The 17,652-nt window shown below is 46.1% G+C and carries 21 protein-coding genes; 16 read left to right on the top strand and 5 right to left on the bottom strand.

All coding sequences use genetic code 11. The annotated features are described in order from the left end of the window. The first annotated feature begins 98 nt into the window (after positions 1 to 98). The 13 genes from AB4493_RS04795 (at position 99) to AB4493_RS04855 (ending at position 10,517) form a co-directional block, all read left to right on the top strand. Positions 99 to 1,046, top strand: coding sequence for a DUF523 and DUF1722 domain-containing protein (locus AB4493_RS04795; protein ID WP_017060965.1), 948 nt, complete (start codon positions 99 to 101; stop codon positions 1,044 to 1,046). Then, the gene (gene phrB / locus AB4493_RS04800; protein ID WP_372154587.1) at positions 1,043 to 2,458 is read left to right on the top strand and encodes a deoxyribodipyrimidine photo-lyase; all 1,416 of its coding nucleotides are present in this window, start codon (positions 1,043 to 1,045) and stop codon (positions 2,456 to 2,458) included. The genes AB4493_RS04795 and phrB overlap by 4 nt, the downstream gene beginning before the upstream one ends. A 14-nt stretch (positions 2,459 to 2,472) precedes the next feature. Then, the gene (locus tag AB4493_RS04805) at positions 2,473 to 2,904 is read left to right on the top strand and encodes a nuclear transport factor 2 family protein (protein WP_017061283.1); all 432 of its coding nucleotides are present in this window, start codon (positions 2,473 to 2,475) and stop codon (positions 2,902 to 2,904) included. Continuing rightward, positions 2,904 to 3,635: an SDR family NAD(P)-dependent oxidoreductase gene (locus AB4493_RS04810; protein WP_017061282.1), complete on the top strand. Its 732-nt coding sequence runs from the start codon at positions 2,904 to 2,906 to the stop codon at positions 3,633 to 3,635. Before AB4493_RS04805 ends, AB4493_RS04810 begins: the two co-directional genes overlap by 1 nt. Positions 3,636 to 3,637: 2 nt before the next feature. Next, positions 3,638 to 4,909, top strand: a complete 1,272-nt coding sequence (locus AB4493_RS04815) for an NAD(P)/FAD-dependent oxidoreductase (protein ID WP_136977929.1) — start codon at positions 3,638 to 3,640, stop codon at positions 4,907 to 4,909. Further along, positions 4,906 to 5,712 (top strand): DUF1365 domain-containing protein, encoded by an 807-nt coding sequence (locus tag AB4493_RS04820; RefSeq protein ID WP_017061280.1) that lies wholly within the window; start codon positions 4,906 to 4,908, stop codon positions 5,710 to 5,712. The genes AB4493_RS04815 and AB4493_RS04820 overlap by 4 nt, the downstream gene beginning before the upstream one ends. A 105-nt stretch (positions 5,713 to 5,817) precedes the next feature. Then, complete coding sequence (locus AB4493_RS04825) at positions 5,818 to 7,098, top strand: cyclopropane-fatty-acyl-phospholipid synthase family protein (protein WP_017061279.1); 1,281 nt, start codon at positions 5,818 to 5,820, stop codon at positions 7,096 to 7,098. After that, the gene (locus AB4493_RS04830) at positions 7,076 to 7,597 is read left to right on the top strand and encodes a DUF2878 domain-containing protein (RefSeq protein ID WP_372154588.1); all 522 of its coding nucleotides are present in this window, start codon (positions 7,076 to 7,078) and stop codon (positions 7,595 to 7,597) included. Before AB4493_RS04825 ends, AB4493_RS04830 begins: the two co-directional genes overlap by 23 nt. A gap of 3 nt (positions 7,598 to 7,600) precedes the next feature. Next, a complete protein-coding gene (locus tag AB4493_RS04835) occupies positions 7,601 to 8,176 on the top strand; it encodes a chalcone isomerase family protein (RefSeq protein ID WP_372154589.1) in 576 nt (191 codons plus the stop codon). Then, complete coding sequence (locus AB4493_RS04840) at positions 8,173 to 8,715, top strand: DUF3833 domain-containing protein (protein WP_017061276.1); 543 nt, start codon at positions 8,173 to 8,175, stop codon at positions 8,713 to 8,715. The genes AB4493_RS04835 and AB4493_RS04840 overlap by 4 nt, the downstream gene beginning before the upstream one ends. Before the next feature lie 246 nt (positions 8,716 to 8,961). Continuing rightward, positions 8,962 to 9,225, top strand: coding sequence for a hypothetical protein (locus AB4493_RS04845; RefSeq protein WP_017061275.1), 264 nt, complete (start codon positions 8,962 to 8,964; stop codon positions 9,223 to 9,225). Positions 9,226 to 9,477: 252 nt separating this feature from the next. Then, positions 9,478 to 10,146: an SDR family NAD(P)-dependent oxidoreductase gene (locus AB4493_RS04850; RefSeq protein WP_372154590.1), complete on the top strand. Its 669-nt coding sequence runs from the start codon at positions 9,478 to 9,480 to the stop codon at positions 10,144 to 10,146. Between the two features lie 131 nt (positions 10,147 to 10,277). Continuing rightward, positions 10,278 to 10,517, top strand: coding sequence for an RNA-binding protein (locus tag AB4493_RS04855; protein ID WP_017061273.1), 240 nt, complete (start codon positions 10,278 to 10,280; stop codon positions 10,515 to 10,517). A gap of 144 nt (positions 10,518 to 10,661) precedes the next feature. Here AB4493_RS04855 and AB4493_RS04860 read toward each other — a convergent pair whose 3' ends face one another. The 4 genes from AB4493_RS04860 to AB4493_RS04875 all read right to left on the bottom strand — a co-directional run bounded on the left by AB4493_RS04860 (position 10,662) and on the right by AB4493_RS04875 (position 13,108). Continuing rightward, positions 10,662 to 11,006, bottom strand: a complete 345-nt coding sequence (locus tag AB4493_RS04860) for a ribosome recycling factor family protein (protein ID WP_017061272.1) — start codon at positions 11,004 to 11,006, stop codon at positions 10,662 to 10,664. Positions 11,007 to 11,175: 169 nt separating this feature from the next. After that, a complete protein-coding gene (locus tag AB4493_RS04865) occupies positions 11,176 to 11,643 on the bottom strand; it encodes an OsmC family protein (protein ID WP_065583947.1) in 468 nt (155 codons plus the stop codon). Positions 11,644 to 11,672: 29 nt separating this feature from the next. Then, complete coding sequence (locus AB4493_RS04870; RefSeq protein ID WP_017057647.1) at positions 11,673 to 12,065, bottom strand: GFA family protein; 393 nt, start codon at positions 12,063 to 12,065, stop codon at positions 11,673 to 11,675. 113 nt (positions 12,066 to 12,178) lie between these two features. Continuing rightward, entirely contained in the window at positions 12,179 to 13,108 is a 930-nt protein-coding gene (locus AB4493_RS04875) for a LysR family transcriptional regulator (protein WP_372154591.1), read from the bottom strand. Positions 13,109 to 13,281: 173 nt separating this feature from the next. Between AB4493_RS04875 and AB4493_RS04880 the strand changes: the two genes are divergently transcribed. From AB4493_RS04880 to AB4493_RS04890, 3 genes are all read left to right on the top strand, one after another. After that, positions 13,282 to 13,965, top strand: a complete 684-nt coding sequence (locus tag AB4493_RS04880; protein WP_102332307.1) for an SDR family oxidoreductase — start codon at positions 13,282 to 13,284, stop codon at positions 13,963 to 13,965. Positions 13,966 to 14,063: 98 nt separating this feature from the next. After that, complete coding sequence (locus tag AB4493_RS04885) at positions 14,064 to 15,272, top strand: MFS transporter (RefSeq protein ID WP_102428123.1); 1,209 nt, start codon at positions 14,064 to 14,066, stop codon at positions 15,270 to 15,272. Between the two features lie 59 nt (positions 15,273 to 15,331). Then, positions 15,332 to 16,420 carry an alkene reductase gene (locus AB4493_RS04890; RefSeq protein ID WP_372154592.1) on the top strand — a complete coding sequence of 363 codons (1,089 nt, stop codon included), beginning with the start codon at positions 15,332 to 15,334 and terminating at the stop codon, positions 16,418 to 16,420. Positions 16,421 to 16,717: 297 nt separating this feature from the next. Here AB4493_RS04890 and rlmJ read toward each other — a convergent pair whose 3' ends face one another. Then, positions 16,718 to 17,584, bottom strand: a complete 867-nt coding sequence (gene rlmJ / locus AB4493_RS04895) for a 23S rRNA (adenine(2030)-N(6))-methyltransferase RlmJ (RefSeq protein WP_372154593.1) — start codon at positions 17,582 to 17,584, stop codon at positions 16,718 to 16,720. Positions 17,585 to 17,652 lie beyond the last annotated feature (68 nt).

Raw genomic sequence — 17,652 nt, forward strand, 5'->3', positions numbered from 1 at the left:
CTACGGTGTCAAAGTAAAAACACACCCAGCTCTGTAAATACGATTAGCAATGTTGAACTATAAGAAAAAGCTCAGAGCAAGAGCAAAGGAGTTGGCCAATGGAAAAGAAAATCAAAATCGGTATCAGTGCATGTGTTGCTGGACACAAAGTACGTTTCGACACAGGTCATAAACGCTCTCGTTTTTGTACAGACGACCTAGCAGACTACGTGGAATTGGAACCTGTTTGCCCAGAGATGGCTGTTGGTCTTCCAACCCCTCGTCCAACCATTCGTCAAACAAGAATGCTAGATGACATCATCCATGTTTCTCGCCCTGATGGCTCAGGTGATGTGACCAACGAACTGATCGAGTTCGGTCAAAACTACTCAAAGAAAAACCAACACATTGCTGGCTTTATTGTGTGTCAAAAAAGCCCAACCTGCGGCATGGAGCGCGTGAAGGTGTACCACCACCATGGTCGCGGCTCTGAATCGACAGGCATAGGCATGTTCACCCAACAAATTATGGACGGCAACCCGTTACTTCCCGTTGAAGAAAACGGCCGCCTTAACGATCCCATTTTGCGTGAAAACTTCATGACTCGAGTGTTCACTTACCAAAAATGGCTCGATCTTGTGGATGAAGGTGTGACCAAGCACAAACTGATTCAGTTCCACAGCGCCCACAAATATCTAGTCATGTGTCACCACGTTGAGGGTTACAAAAGCTTAGGCAAACTGCTAGCGGGTAATGATTTAGATATCGACGAACTAGCGGCTCAATACATCGAAGGCTTGATGACGGCGTTGTCTCATCACGCGAATCGAGGCAGTCACGCCAATACGCTGCATCATTTGCAGGGTTACTTTAAAAAACAACTGAGTAGCGCTCACAAGCAAGAGCTGACCAACCAGATCGCATCATTCAGAGAGGGCGTTGTTCCACTGCTAGTGCCACTGACACTGATCAATCACTACCTGATGGAATACCCGAACGAATACCTAGAATCACAGGTTTACCTAAACCCGCACCCTCAAGAACTTAAACTGAGATACGGATATTGAGCGACATACTATGGATACGACGAGACCTGCGGATTCACGATAACCCAGCGCTCGTCGCGGCAGTTGAAAACGGCGTAACGACCGCCGTTTTCATTTCAACGCCTCAAACGTGGCGGCAACACCACATTGCGCCGATCAAAGCTGATTTCATCTATCGTCATCTAAAACAACTCGATTCCCAGCTCGCTGAATTCGGGATAACGTTGCTTCACCTGAAAGCTAGCGACTTTGACGACCAATCCAAACAGCTCATCGATTTGTGCCAGCAGCTTGATGCCAAGTGCGTCTACGCTAACTCTGAACCAGAGGTCGATGAACAAGCTCGCGATAAAAAGCTGATTTCAAGCGGCCTAAACCTGAAGATCAGCGATTGTGACGTTATGCTGCCACTCGGTAGCGTTCTCAACAAACAAGGCGAGATGTTCAAAGTCTTTACGCCCTTTAAGAACGCTTGGTTAAAAGAAGTTCAGGTGAAAGGCATCATCTGCAGTCCAGCTCCTGTCGAGTCAGCTGAACGTTCACAAACACAGCTTCCTGACGACTTACAAGCCTTAACCATCTCTGCTGACTATGATTTCGATTTTCCGCGTGTTGATTCGAGTCGCTGGCCATTAAGCCAAGATGTATTGGGCAATGTGATCCCCAATTTCTTAGGCAATAAAGTCAACGACTACGCACGTCTGAGAGATATTCCCTCAGTTAAAGGAACATCGGGGCTATCACCTTATTTAGCGATTGGCGCCGTGAGCCCACGTTGGTTAGCGATTCAATTGATTCAGCAGCAACCCGATCTGTTATTTGATACGCAATTACCGGCCTTTTGTTGGCTCAATGAATTGATTTGGCGAGATTTTTATAAGCATTTGATGTTCCACCACCCTAAACTGGTCAAAGGTGCTAACTTTCAGCAAAAATACAATGGTTTAGATTGGTATCACGATCATCCTAGCTTCAAAGCTTGGTGCGAAGGAAAAACAGGATATCCATTGGTTGATGCCGCAATGCGTCAACTGGTTGAAACGGGCTGGATGCACAACAGACTAAGAATGGTGGTGGCAAGCTTCCTAACCAAGCACCTGCTTATTGACTGGCGTTGGGGCGAGCGTTTCTTTATGTCGCACCTTATCGACGGAGACTTTAGTGCCAACAATGGTGGCTGGCAGTGGGCTTCAAGTACTGGCTGTGATGCTCAACCTTACTTCCGAATTTTCAATCCAATCACTCAGAGTGAAAAGTTTGATCCAAAAGGAATTTTTATTCGTAAGTACATACCAGAGCTGCAAAATATCCCAGATAAGCATGTACATTTCCCACATGACTTTATCGCTAAAAACGGAATAGACAGCGAATACTGGCAACCCATCGTTGAGCATAAAGAAGCACGATTGAGAGCCTTAGCCTTCTTCAAATAATTAGAGTGAATATTATGGATAACTCTCTATGGCTTGATAACTTTCTCAACATGTATCGAGAACTCGGAACCGACAATTTCGACGTGCTTAAGACGGTTTATCACCCTGATATTGAATTCCAAGATCCGCTGCATCATGTCAGCGGTATTTCGGCGCTTACGCACTACTTCGAGAACCTCTACACCCAAGTAACCAGCTGTTACTTTCATATCGAACACACTTTCGAAGCGAACGACGAAGCTTCCGTTTACTGGACGATGCAGTTTGCTCACAAGCAATTAAATGGGCAAAAGCCAATCGAAGTACAAGGGCACAGCCACCTTAAGATGCTCGACGGTCAAGTGGTCTACCACAGAGACTACCTCGACGTCGGCTCTATGTTGTACGAACACATTCCAGTACTGGGCTGCGCGATCAAATCCATCAAAAAGAGGGCGAGCCGATAATGCGTATTATGATTACAGGCGCGACCTCTGGTATCGGCCAATCCCTAGCTAAAGATTACGCTCAGCAAGGGCATCAGGTGATTGCTTGTGGCCGCAACTCAGACAAGCTGCAAGCCTTAGTTGACTCGCACGAGACAGACGTCGCGCATTCATCAATTTCACCGCTCTGTTTCGACTTGACTGATTACCACAACTTCCCAGAACTCGACCAAGACAAGCCGCTCGACCTGCTGATTTTAAATGCAGGTGATTGTGAGTACATCGACGACCCAGTGAACTTTGATGCCGAGCTATTCGAGCGCGTCATCAACATAAACCTAATTTCAATTGGCTACGCCCTTAAAGCTTGGTTAAAAAACATCAAGCCCGGCGGCCGTTTGGTTTTAGTCAGCTCCAGCGCCAGCTTTTTACCTTTGCCAAGAGCCGAGGCTTATGGCGCTTCAAAGGCAGCTCTCACCTACTTAGGCAGAACACTTTCGGTTGATCTGGCAACGCACAACATTCATGTCTCAATTGTGCACCCTGGCTTTGTTGAAACGCCATTAACCGAGCGAAATACGTTCTCTATGCCTATGATTATTAGTAGTGAGGCCGCAACTCAGCGAATCGTAAATGGTATCGCTCAAGGAAAGAGTGAAATTGATTTCCCAAGACGATTCATCATGTTGATGAAGCTACTAAGAATGCTTCCAACTCCAGTTTGGCAAAAACTCGCTTCAAGGATGGTATAACAATGAAGAAAATCGCCATTATTGGTTCAGGTATCTCTGGACTCACTTGCGCGCATATATTAGATAAGCACCACGACGTAACAGTATTCGAAAAGAATGATTACGTTGGGGGGCACACCGCGACCGTTGATATTGAACATCAAGGCTCGGCGTTTTCGATAGATACAGGTTTCATCGTATTCAACGATCGAACCTACCCGAATTTCAATCAGCTTCTAGAACAACTCGATGTCGAAAGGCAACCGACTGAGATGAGCTTCAGCGTCCACAACACGACGACCAAGTTTGAATACAACGGCCACAGCATTAATTCGTTATTCGCGCAGAGGAGCAACATCTTCAAACCTCAGTTCTGGTCTTTAGTGTCTGACATTCTCAAGTTCAACAAGCTGTGTAAGGCTCAGTTTGAAAGCAATGAATTCACACCAGACGTTACCCTTGGCAGTTTCCTACGAGATAATCAATTTTCCGACTTTTTCAGCCAGCACTACATCTTACCGATGGGCGCGGCGATTTGGTCGACAAGCTTGGAAGAAATGGAAGAGTTTGAGCTCAAGTTCTTCATTCAGTTTTTCTACAACCATGGATTGCTCGATATCGCGAACCGTCCTCAGTGGTATGTGATACCAAAGGGATCGCGTTCTTATGTTGAAATCATCCTTTCACGCCTAAGTAAGACTGTTGCACTGAATACATCGATTAAACAAGTGACTCGCCAAGAAACAGGCGTCACGATTGAATTTGAAGATGGCAGCGCACAAGGTTTCGACGAAGTAATATTTGCCTGCCACTCAGACCAAGCCTTACGCTTGCTTGGTGATGCAACAGAACAAGAGCAACAGGTACTGAGCGAGATCCCATACAGCCGCAATGAAGTGGTTCTGCACACCGATACTCGCTTACTCCCAGATAGAAAACTGGCTTGGGCAAGTTGGAACTACATGTTGGATGGCGACAGTAAACGACCTGCTTGTGTCACGTACAACATGAACATTCTGCAAGGCATCGAAAGCCAAGACACCTTCTGTGTCACCTTGAATCAAAGCGAAGCCATCGACCCAGAAAAAATTATTCGCAGCTTTGTTTATCATCACCCGGTACTTAATTCGAACACGGTCGAAGCTCAGCACAAGCGTGAGCAAATCTGTGGCAAAAACCAGACGCACTTTGCTGGCGCTTATTGGTATAACGGCTTCCATGAAGACGGTGTCCACAGTGCACTCGATGTGACCAAACGCTTCGGTTTAGATTTGAGTACGAGTTCCGCGCTATGAACAGTCAAACCCTGACACCCGAGATGGGGATCGCATCCGAAAAGAGTGAAGAGCTCAGCGGTATCTATTGGGGTAACGTCAGACATCGCCGCTTTGGCGACATCACTCATGAGTTCAGCTATCAGCTGTATATGATGGGGTTAGATCTTGATGAGCTGCCCCAAACCACAGCGCGCAGTGCGCTGTTCGGAACTCGTTGGTACAACCCGATTCGCTTTGTCGAATCGGATTATCTCGCTGAAAAAAAAGAAAATGTCACCACGGATGAACCAAAATCACTTAAGCAACGTATAGCTTCCAAAGTGCAACAACTTGGTGGGGTTTGGTCTGATTCAAACCGTGTGACGATGCTGGCTCAGTGCCGCTGTTTAGGCATCTACTTCAGCCCAATCAACTGTTTCTTCTGTTATGACGAGACTGGAGATTGTAAGTACATGTTGGCTGAGGTGAGTAACACGCCTTGGCGAGAAAGACACTACTATCTCATCGACATGCACCAAGAATTGAAGGTAAAAAAAGAGTTTCACGTTTCGCCGTTCATGGATTTGAACATGACTTATTTTTGGAAGATTAAGCCACCAGCGAAACGCACGTTAGTTCACATCGAAAGCCGCCGAGACGACAAGCTTTTCGATGCGACACTGGCTCTGACGAAGCAGTCAGTAACCAAGACAAACATTAGACGAACGGTATTCAAGATTCCGGCGATGACGATAAAAGTCGTGATGGGAATTTATTATCAGGCTCTCAAATTATTCCTGAAAAAAGTACCGTTTGTGGCGCATCCAGACTCAACGTCTTAAGCGCACATGAAAGAACTCAATTGAAGCTTGGGTTCGCTCCAATCAAGGAGCAGAACTCAGCTTAGTTGGCACAAAATATTAGAATGAGTTATCAGCGAGGTTTACATGGAACAGCTTGCCAAACAAAACAACAATATTGAACAACAAGCTAAAGCCGTTGCTGTTTCAAGCAACTGTAAATATCGAGCTTTAATCTTCAAGGTGTTAGAAAGCCTGCAATTCGCGACGCTCGAGATCATTGAGCGCGACCAGCATTCGGTGTTCGGTGATCGAGAAGCAGACTTGAAAGGTCGAATCGTGATTCATGATGCGACCTTTTTTAGAGATGTGGTCATCAACGGCAGTATCGGCGCATCTGAAGCATACATCGATGGTAAATGGACCAGCCCAAATCTAACGCGTGTGATTCAAATCATGGCTCGTAACCAAGCCCAATTGGATGAACTTGATGACAAGACACAATGGATTTCTCGCATCAAAAACCTATTGCTGCGTCGTAAGAATGCCAACACCGAGCAAGGCTCTAAGCGAAATATTCTCGCCCACTACGATATTGGCAACGAGCTGTATGAGCGCTTCTTAGATAGCTCGATGCAGTACTCTTCCGCAATCTACAGCGAAGACGCAGAAACCTTGTCGAAGGCTCAACAAAACAAAATGAAAACCATCTGTGAGCGACTAGAACTGTCTGAGAAAGATAGCGTGGTCGAGATAGGCACAGGGTGGGGCGGCTTAGCCATCTTCATGGCGCAACACTACGGTTGCCACGTCACCACTACCACGATCTCAGATGCCCAACATGCACTTGCTGAACAGAGAGTAAAAGCGCTTGGTTTAACCGACAAAATCACCCTGCTCAAAGAGGATTATCGCAATCTCACTGGTGAGTATGACAAGTTGGTTTCGATCGAGATGATAGAGGCGGTCGGACATGAGTATCTACAAACCTTCTTTGAAAAATGTTCCTCGCTACTTAAGCCCTCAGGCAAGATGCTGATTCAAGCAATTACTATTGCTGACAGCCGTTACGACAAATACCGCAAAGGTGTCGACTTTATTCAGAAGTACATCTTCCCCGGCGGTTGCCTACCTTCTGTTTCAGTGATGACCCAACACCTTGCGACCAGCACCGACCTTGTGGTTCAAGAAATTGATGACATTGGCCTACACTACGCTCGAACGCTGAATGATTGGAACATCGCCTTTGAAAATAGTTGGGAAGAGCTAGAGTCTCTCGGCTATTCAGAAGAGTTTAAACGCTTATGGACCTTCTACTTCTGCTACTGTGAAGGCGCATTCAAAGAGCGCGTGATCAGCACTCACCATGTAGTCGCAAGAAAACCTCGTTACTTTGGAGAAAAAGATGAAGCGGTTTTGGATTATTAATCTCGTACTGTTTCAAGCGACCTGGGTTTGCAGTGCTTTCTTTACCGCGCAAGCCCCGTTCGTCACACCACTGATTGTAGTGGTTCACTTCCTTCTATCACCGACTCGCAGTAGCGATTTGAAGATACTCATTTTATTACCATTGGGGCTATTGCTTGATAGCCTCTTACTCCACTTCGGCGTGTTTGCCGTCGACTCTGAAATTGCGAATCAATCGTGGTTCCCGGTGTGGCTTATCTGCCTGTGGATCATGTTCTTAATCAGTTTTAACCACAGCCTAAATTGGCTTTTAAAATGCTCGAAAGTGATCTTGTTTGTCATAGGGTTCGTAGCAGGTACTAGTAGTTATTGGGGAGGCATCAAAGCAGGTGCTCTTCTTACTACTTGGCCAGATGCATCGGTAGTTGCTGCCCTTGCAATAAGTTGGGGGATTTTGTTGCCCTTACTGGTGGCCGCCTACTCCAACTTAATACAACCTAAAATGGCAATAACGAGGTGACTTATGGCTTATCCACGCAACCCGACACAAACGTTCAAACCTGAGCGAGGTATTGTTCGCGCTCATCAGCAAGCAAAAAACACACTTCTAAGCTTTATTACTCTCCCGTTAATCTTTGCTGCGCTGTTATTTGCCGGACACGCTAGAGCCTCTGCTGTCGATGATCTGAACAAACGTGGTGAGGGTGAAATGAGTTACCTGTTTTGGACTCTCTACTCGGCAGAATTCTACGCGACTCCAACCAACTCCGAACGAGCTTTGAAGCTTGAGTATTACCGCTCTATCGATAGCAAAGACCTCGTAGACGCTACCGAAGATCAGTGGAACAAGCTTGGCTACTCTGACAGCAACATTCAACGTTGGTTGAAACCCTTGTACGCGATGTGGCCGAACGTGGAAGAAGGAAGCACACTCACGATTCGTATCGCTGAAGATAACGTAAGTCGTTTTTATTTCGATGAACAACCGATCGGCACCATCCAAGACAAGCAATTTGGTGAAGCCTTTCTAGCGATTTGGTTGTCTGAAAACACCTCTGAACCCGGTCTTCGTAAACAACTTTTAGGTTTGAACAAATGAATCCAAAAACAACAATAATAAAATTTGCTCTGGCATTTTTTTCACTCACTTGGCTAGTGGGCTGTGGCTCTGCAAGTTTAGAAGACCATGTCGACACAACGCCAGAGCTCAAGCTTGAAACCTTTTTTAATGGCGAGCTAATGGCCTACGGCATGGTGCTAGACCGCTCTGGTAACTTACTGCGCCGCTTTGATGCCAAACTGATCGCGACTTGGGACGGTGACAACGGAGAAATAAAAGAGTGGTTCTCTTTTGCTGATGGCGAGCGCTCAACTCGCGTTTGGAATCTGATCAAAACGGGCGAAAACACCTATTCTGGGACTGCCAACGATGTCGTTGGAACCGCTTATGGTGAAACCCAAGGTTCTGCGCTGTATTGGAAATATGATCTAGAAATTGAAGTAGACGGCAGCACCTATGAAGTGGTGCTCGATGATTGGATGTTCTTAATGGACGATAAACGCTTGTTCAACAAGACTGAGATGTCTAAGTTTGGCTTTAAAGTCGGAGAGGTCATCTTATACATCGAGAAGATTTGATGTAACTGCCGTTTCTGATTCTTAGTTTTAAAACGATGACTACATCTACAGTACGTAACAAAACAGCCCACAACGAAAATTGTGGGCTGTTTTGTTTGATCCCTCGAATAGCATACCTGCATGCTCAAGCCATTGTGCTAAGATGCGCCACCAGCATACAAATGGACTAGACTGACACTAAGCAGTCCCCATTTGTTTCGCTAAGCGTAGATTCCCTACCATGAATAATTGAAAAGGCTTTAAAGCATGAGCAAGTTGACCTCAGCGGAGCGTAAAGCTCGCGACAATGAACGTTTCTCACAACGCGTAAACGACCGCAGAGAAAAAGGTGAAGACGTAGTTGCTTACGCACTGACCAACAAAAAAGCTGTAAAATTCCTGACTAAGTCAGAGAAAAAACGTTTCAACGAAACGAGAGCGACTCTGCAAGAAGAGAAGCGAGTGAAAGAACAAGAAGAGCTTAACCGAATCGAAGACGCGTTCACGATCAAACAGTTCGACGACGAATAATCACTTATGATTACTCAAAAGCGCTGGCTCTATGCCGGCGCTTTTACTTGTTAGTTCTGCTACTTTTTGGCTGTGTTATTTCTGACCAAACCAGTCGATTCTTAACGACTTTCCCCACACTCTTATTCCCCTACGGCTCAACCGATCACCCAAGCTATCAACCAGGCTATCGATCAACTTTAGCCATAGATCTCAGAAAATCTTAGCCTAGCCCCTTACTATCTCGAATCAACTCTACAAACTTAAGACAGTATGATTTTAATTACCGGATCAAGCAGCGGTTTAGGCGCAGCTCTCGCGAAACAATATGCTAACGCCGACGCTCAGCGCGTAGCCATTACAGGTCGCAATGCACAACGTTTAGCAGAAGTGGCGCAAGGCCTACCTGCGAATACCATTAGCCAAGCGTGTGATCTCTGTGACCCGCACTCAGTGAGTGAGTTATTGGATGCGTTACCTGAAATGCCTAAACTGGTGATCCACAGTGCTGGCAGTGGCTACTTCGGTAAAATAGAACAGCAAGATCCAACCACCATCAGCGACATGCTGAAGAACAATATCGAGTCTTCGATCTTTTTGATTCGCGAGCTTGTGCAGCGCTACAAAGATCAATCGGTCACCATTGCAGTGGTGATGTCGACGGCGGCCCAAGGTGCTAAAGCGGAAGAGTCCACCTACTGCGCGGCAAAATGGGCCGTGAAAGGCTTTATCGAATCGGTGAGGTTGGAGCTAAAAGGTCACCCGATGAAAATCGTGGCGGTTTACCCTGGAGGAATGGCGACCGAGTTTTGGAATACAAGCGGTAAAGGCATGGATACCTCGAGCTTTATGACCGCGCAAGAAGCCGCTCAGATGCTACAACAGGCGTTGACCAGCACAGAGCATGGATTCGTGTCAGATATCACGATAAACCGCGGCTAGCAGGTAAACAGCTCGCTTAATCGGTAAATAGAGCGACACATTACCAAAGAAATGATTAGAGTAATTATTTGTGAGGGTGAGCATGAAAGTGTGCGACAATGCTCGGCGTAAATTCATATTCAAGGTTTATTATGAAACTTCTAGTTCGTAACCTATCGCGCTCTACCTCTGAGCAAGACATCCGTGTGCTATTTTCTGAGTTTGGCTCAGTAAAAGAGTGCAGCCTAGTTTTAGACCAAGAAACTGGCGACTCAAAAGGCTTCGCTTTTGTTGAAATGCCAGAGCAAGAAGAAGCTAAAGCGGCACTAAACAAGCTGAACTTGTCAAAGCTTGGCAAAAACACGATTCGTGTAAAAGTAGCGAACTCTTAATCGATTCAATGCTTCATAAGCCGCATGGCTTAGCTTAACAGCAGCACAGATGATAAAGCCCGTAACGATATGACGTTTTCCAGCGCAATATCGTTACGGGCTTTTTGCTGCTCGCAATTCTCTTTTCACACGATTTGAATACGCCTACAGACCTTCATGTTCATCAATAGCACGTCTTGCTTCGGCCATTGAACATCCAGATTCCATCACCAGCTGAGCCACAGTCATTGAAGGTGTAGCGGCCAACAGAGATGCCAAACACACCACGGGTTTAGGCAGCACTTTGTCGATTGCAATTGCTATCCAACCGTCTTTTTCATGGGTTAACATCGTTTTAAATTCAACGAGTTGATACTCTTGAGCGACCAACAGCCAATTACGCGAACGACGAACTCGTTTCAACTGACATCCACATTCCGCAGCATTCACCATCACTTGGCTTTTATCACTCACACGATGTACAAAACTATTCAATGGGACGCTAAACATAACTCTCTGCTAATCAATCTATTCCTACCATTCAAGAGCTCTCTACCTATCTCTCAAAACTTTCTAACTGTCACTCAATTAAAACCGTACGTAGGATTACACAGACACAAAAAAACCGCCAGTGATGCACTAAGCAACCTCGCGGTTTTTGGATGTTAACGTGTGTGGTTTACGCTTTAGTTTCTACCACAATGTCCGTTTTTACCGAGTTCGCGATAAAGCAGTTTTTGTGCGCCAAGTGGTGCAGTTTGTCGAGCTGCTTGGCGGTGGGCTTTTTGGTACCTAAAAACACAATTTTAGGGCGCAGAGTCACCTTAGTGACCGATGAGCGGCCAGATTCATCTTCTTCCAGCACACCAATCGCATCATCGACATAGGAGTCGATCACGTACTTCTGCTTTGCGGCAATGCCCAAAAACGTCAGCATATGGCAGCTAGAAAGTGCCGCGATAAACGCTTCTTCTGGATCAACATTCGCTTCCACCGAAAACGGCAGTGGCACAACATGTGGAGAGGACGAAGCAGGCACAGTGACACCACCATCGAACTCCCACGTATGACCTCGACTGTATTGATTGTCGCTAAAGACTTCATCTTCTGCTTTTTTCCAGCGAATGACCGCTCCATATTCAGACATAATTTCTTCCCTTTTTAAAGCTCAATAAATTAACGATCAGCTGGATGATTGACACCATCGTTGGTCACCACATCACCAATATCAAAAGGATTCACCCCTTCCAAACAGCCGATGTTAAAACCGTATTCGTTTGGGCTAGAACGGCGCTGATGATGGGTATAGATACCGCAGTTTGAGCAGAAGTAATGCTTCGCGGTATTGGTATTGAATTGGTAAAGCTTGAGATGCTCTGCACCTTTAAGGATCTTGATGCCATCCAGCGCAACAGAGCCCACAATCGCTCCCCTGCGACGACAGATCGAGCAATCACAGCGGCGTGGTTTTTCTATCCCGTTAGGTAAACTGAGCTCTAGTTCAACCGCACCGCAATGGCAGGTTGCCTTGTGAAAAGGTTGGATAACCGTATCTCCGACGACTTTCATTTTTCTCTCCAATCACATCCTTATGTTGGTCGTATCATAACCAGTTCAATGTTCTCTGTCCGTACCCGGGTGTTGAGTTCGAGAGATCTGTCATGCGCTGCTTCTCGGCTAATCTAACTAGACTTTTCAACCAAATCGCCAAACCGCTCAAACAAGAAATCAAGAAACAACCGGATACGCTTGGGCTGATATTTCTTGCTGATGTACACCACATTCAAATCGGCACTCGACACCGACATCGCGGTGTTGAAGTTCTTCATGTAGCCATTAAGCAGCGTCACAAGGCGCTGGTTATTGATGTCGCCTTGCACATCCAGTACCGATTTAAGAGCAATGCCCTCGCCTTTTAATGCCCAGTAGCGAATAACTTCGCCATCGTCTGAAAATCGCTTTGGAACAACCGTAATCGACTTCTTCATATCATGATCTTGGAAGTGCCATATCTTGAGCTCTTCATTGCTGCGCAGCATGGCTAAACAATCGTGATCAATCAAATCTTGTGGTGTTAACGGTGTTCCATGCTTGGCAAGATATTCAGGAGAAGCACACAGCACACGTCGGCTTGGTGACAAGCGTCTGGATATCAAACTGCTGTCGACCAGTTCACCATAACGGACCACGATATCCATGCCAGATTCAGCAATGTTCGAGAGGTTATCGTTCAAGTAGAGGTAAGGGATCACGTCGGGATATTGCTGACAGAACTCAGAGAGAATCGGAAGAATGTACTGCTTTCCGATGTCTTTAGGCGCGGCGATTTTTAGCGAGCCTTTGACTTCTTTTACGCCATTTTGAATCAGGTTTTCGGCCTCACTGACGTTGTCTAAAATCTCCAAACATGCCTTGTGATACAGCTCCCCTGAGTCGGTCAAAGACACATGACGCGTGCTTCGATTCAACAACTTCACACCATATCGTTCTTCAAGCGCCTGCAGCCTTGCTGTCATGGTCGCAGGAGAAAGCCCTAACTCTCGCCCCGCCGCCGCTAACCCGTGATGCTTAACAATACTGACGAACATCGCCATATCTGAAAACTTATCCATACGATTCTCGCTTCCACCTCTTTGTCTTACTTCTCGATCTTAATGCTCGATTTGAATACTCAGTCACACTATTCAGGTTAACCGAATAATGAATTTATATTTTAACCAATTATCAAATTTAGTCGAATAAATATAATGGCAAACATCAACAGAACAACGCAGGAATTCAGAGCATGACTAACGAATCGACTAAACAAGAGAAACACACTTTCGTCATCATTGGTGGCACATCAGGTATCGGCAAGGCACTCGCGATGAAATTGAGAAACGAAAACAACACAGTGCACATCGCTAGCCGACATACAGGACTTGATATCAGCAATGAAAAATCAATTTGTGAATACTTTGAATCGATTGGCGTGTTTGACCACTTAATCGTAACGGCTGGCTCATCCGCTCCCGCAGGAAAAGTAACAGACGTAGCAACCGCAGACGCCAAGACAGCTTTTGACACTAAGTTTTGGGGCAGCTTAAACGTAGCCAAACATGCCGCTCGTTACATGACACCAAACGGGTCTATCACGTTCACAACTGGCATGTTGTCACGCAAAGTTGTTGCTGGTACTTACGTAAAAACCGCCATCAACGCCGCACTAGAAAGCGTAACCAAAATACTGGCGAAAGAGCTATCACCTATTCGAGTCAATGCCGTTAGCCCGGGTTTAACCATGACGGAAGCCTACAAAAACATGGACGATTCCGCTCGTACAAGCATGTACGACAACGCCAAAAACAACCTACCCGCAGGCAAGGTTGGCGAGCCTTCAGAGATAGCCATGGGTTACCTGTTCGTAATTAATAACCCATACGTCACAGGGTCAATCATCGATATCGATGGCGGCGCTCTACTCGGCTAACACTCCGCAAAGAAGCAAAGAAGCAAAGACATAAAGAACAATCGTTAGGGCGTGTATCTCACGTCCTAACAAACAAGAATTAACACAGGTACTTCACTATGAAATCAGAAGCGATCCATAAAGAAAAGATCCCATTCCAAGTTTGGATACTGACACTCGCAGCTTTTGCCATCGGCACCGCTGAGTTTGTTATTGCAGGCATCCTTCCACAAATTGCCACATCCCTTTCGATCACCGAAGGTCAAGCCGGATACCTAATCAGTGCTTACGCATTGGCTATCGTTATTGGTGGCCCGATCTTAACCATCTACCTCGCACGTTTTAACAAGAAGATGGTACTGATTGGCTTAATGGCACTGTTCATCATCGGTAATGTCTTATCAGCCCTTGCTCCTAGCTACCCACTTCTACTTGCCAGCCGTGTTATCGCAGGCTTAGTGCAAGGCCCTTTTTATGGTATCGGTGCGGTTGTTGCAACCAACTTAGTGTCTGAAAAAATGGCAGGTCGTGCCGTTGGCCAAATGTTCGCAGGCTTAACACTCGCTAACGTTCTTGGCGTTCCAGCTGGTACATGGGTCAGCTTGCAATTCGGCTGGCACACTACTTTCTTTACCGTGGCAGCACTTGGCACTATCGCGATGCTTGCCATTTTGATATCGATTAAATCGACAGGTCACAGTGAAGCGAAAGACATCAAAACTCAGCTTCTAGCGTTCAAAAATCCAATGTTACTGATCAGCTTAGCAATCACCGCTTTTGCTTGGTCTGGCTTCATGACGCTTTACGGTTACCTTGCGCCAATCGCCATGCACATCACGGGTTACAGTCAAGAATCAGTGACTTGGATCTTAGTGATTGTAGGTGTTGGCTTAATCATCGGTAACACCTTGGGCGGACGCTCTTCAGATAAAAACCTAGGCAAAGCTTCAATGTTTTGGGCTGTCGCAATGATCGTGTCATTGGTGGTGGTTGGCCTTGTGGTAGACAACAAAATCCTATTCGTTGCAGCTGCATTTATCTTTGGTATTGCATCATTTGCGAACGTCCCTGCCATGCAACTTCGAGTAATGAACCACGGTGGCGAAGGGCAAGAGCTAGCAGCAACTGCGAATATCTCAGCGTTTAACTTAGCCAATGCCTTTGGTGGATTCCTTGGCGGCATGGTACTCGACAGCCAACTAGGCGCAGGAATGATTCCGTTCGCAGCCGTTGTTGTCCCAGTGATTGGTTTGTTGCTTATTGCAAAAGCCAACCGATCTGAAAAGCCACAGAGCAACTCTATTTTCAGCCCAGCAGAAAGCAAATAACGCGACTTATCGCCCCAATAAAAAACGAAAGATCACAGCATTAAAACAAGGTAAATACCATGAGCAAATTATTCGAAACAGCAGAACTGAAAGGCCTAGAACTACAAAACCGTGTGGTTATGGCCCCCATGACACGCGCTCGTACAAGCCAACCTGGAAACGTGCCAAATGAAATGATGGCAACTTACTACCAACAACGTGCCAGTGCTGGGCTAATCATCACTGAAGCGACACAAATCTCAGACGACTCTCAAGGGTACTCATTCACACCCGGCGTTTACACAAGTGAACAAGTAACAGGCTGGCAAGGTGTCACCTCTGCTGCTAAAGAACAAGGTGCTGCGATATTCTGCCAACTATGGCATGTGGGTCGCGTGTCTCATCCAACCTTCCAAAAAGGTGAACTACCAATCGCACCTTCGGCACTGGCTCCGGTAGAAACTCAGGTTTGGATTTCTGATGAGAATGGTAATGGCAACATGGTGGATTGCATTCAACCAAGAGAAATGACCCAAGCCGATATTGATCGTGTGGTTCAAGATTTTGCTAAGTCAGCGAAGAAAGCGGTCGAGGCAGGGTTCAATGGCGTGGAAATCCACGGTGGCAATGGTTACCTGATTGACCAGTTCCTAAGAACCAACTCAAACAAGCGCACCGACAACTATGGCGGCAGCCGCGAGAACCGACTTCGTTTTCTAATCGAAGTAGTGGATGCAGTCATTGATGCGATTGGTGCCGATAAAGTGGGTGTACGTTTAGCCCCGTTCATCACCTTCAAAGACATGAACTGCCCAGACATCGTGCCAACGATTTTAGAAGCGTCAAAGGAACTGCAAGCTCGTAATATCGCTTATCTGCACCTATCAGAAGCCGATTGGGATGACGCGCCTGTGATACCTGAAAGCTTCCGTATAGAGCTAAGAGCCTTGTTCTCTAACACCATCATCGTCGCTGGCAGTTACACACCACAACGCGCCGAAGAAGTACTAAGCAAAGGCTACGCCGATCTCGTCGCATTTGGTCGCCCATTCGTTGCTAACCCAGATCTCGTATCACGCCTACAAAACGGCAGCGAACTATCAGAACTTGATGGCGCCACTCTGTTCGGCGGCAACGAAAAAGGCTACATCGATTATCCAGTGTTGTAGTGAATCTTAAATTGATAGAACTGCCTTAGATTTTCCGACAGGCAAAAGAAAGGCTCGCATGACTAGTGCGAGCCTTATGCAGTTTAGGGGGTAAACCACAATCTGATATTAATTAGGGGTAATTATTTAACTTATGAGCCAGTATGCACCTGTGCGCATTGATGTACTATTTTTAAATGATTCACTGCAATTAATCAATCGATAAAAGTTAGCGTTTGGTCAATTTAAACCACATAAATAACAGTGATTTAGTGAACGACGTCTAGAAAATCATCATAAAATCCATAGAAATCAGATTTATAGAATTCTCATTTGCCAATACCCTTCACCATTTGTTGCGAGTTGGCTGTGTAAATAATCAAGCGTATCCGCGACCGTTCCCGCAATGCCTTGGGGAGGATTGAACAACAGTAAACCACTACCGATCAGGCGATCATCCCCCTTAGGATCACGAAGGCGAAGCTCCGACTTGATCGGACTTGGTAGCAAGCCATCTTTTACCGCTGTCACGCAGTGATTCAGAATCAGTGAGCTCTTATCATCCGTGTAAAGCGGATACCAAATTAATGCTGATACCTCCTCAGACTGCTGATACGCCTTAACCAAGGCATCGATCACCGCGAGATATTCAGAATCGGTTTCATAGGGCGGGTCGATAACAATCAGGTGATGGTTGTCGTGTTTTGCTATGTCGTCAGGCAGTGCTTTCAAGCCATCGCCAGCGGTAATGGTGAGCTTACTTGAAACATCAAGATCGCGTTGCAGCTTCTCAATGTTGGTTTGTAATAAGTCGGCTTCATCTTGCTGAATGTCTGAAAAATAGAAGCTATCTTGGCTGCGGCCTTGTTGGTAGGTGATGGCTGCAGAACCCGGATAGAGAGAGATAAGTTGGTTCGGATTGTAGTATTCCAGCACCGACATAAAAGAAGCGAATGCCGGAGGAAGATAAGCCTTGTTTCGCCACAAGTACCCAACCCCTTCAGCAAACTCACCAGCATGATTACTTGGTGCAGTGTTGAGGTCATAACACCCTGTACCAGAGTGGGTGTCGATAACATTGAGGCGTGAATGTTGCTGCATTAATGACTGAACAAGTGCACTCAATACTGGATGCTTTAGCGCATCACCATGGTCGCCTACATGACATTGATGTCGATATTCCATTCCCTTGCCTCATTTCTACGAACGTCATCTAAACATACTTCATATCATGAGGGCTTGCCTGCTCAATC

The sequence above is a fragment of the Vibrio sp. 10N.222.55.A1 genome (assembly GCF_041473835.1).
GTDB classification, from domain to species: Bacteria; Pseudomonadota; Gammaproteobacteria; order Enterobacterales; family Vibrionaceae; genus Vibrio; species Vibrio crassostreae_C.